1 protein-coding gene is annotated in these 230 nt (G+C 72.2%); it reads right to left on the bottom strand.

Annotated elements, in window-relative coordinates; all coding sequences use genetic code 11:
* On the bottom strand, positions 1-230 hold a 230-nt coding region (locus HWX22_RS31745; protein WP_175917040.1), incomplete at both ends, for an autotransporter-associated beta strand repeat-containing protein.

Here is a 230-nt window from a genome sequence, read left to right as displayed (position 1 = left end):
TTCATCGCGCCGGTCCCCGCCAGGCTGCCGCCCGCGCCGATCGCCAGCGTGCCTGCGTTGATCGTCGTGCCGCCCGTATACGTGTTCGCGCCGGTCAGCGTCACGGTCGCCGCGCCGTTCTTCACGAGCCCACCGCCGCCGGAGATCGTGCCGCCGAGCCCGAGATCGGTGCTGCCGACCACGGTCAGCGTCGTGCCGGTGGCGACGTTGATGCCGTTCGCGAGCGACAC

Source organism: Burkholderia sp. BCC1638, assembly GCF_902833195.1.
GTDB lineage: Bacteria > Pseudomonadota > Gammaproteobacteria > Burkholderiales > Burkholderiaceae > Burkholderia > Burkholderia diffusa.
The sequence above is the reverse complement of the archived record's forward strand: the minus strand, read 5'-3'. Positions and strand labels throughout refer to the sequence as shown.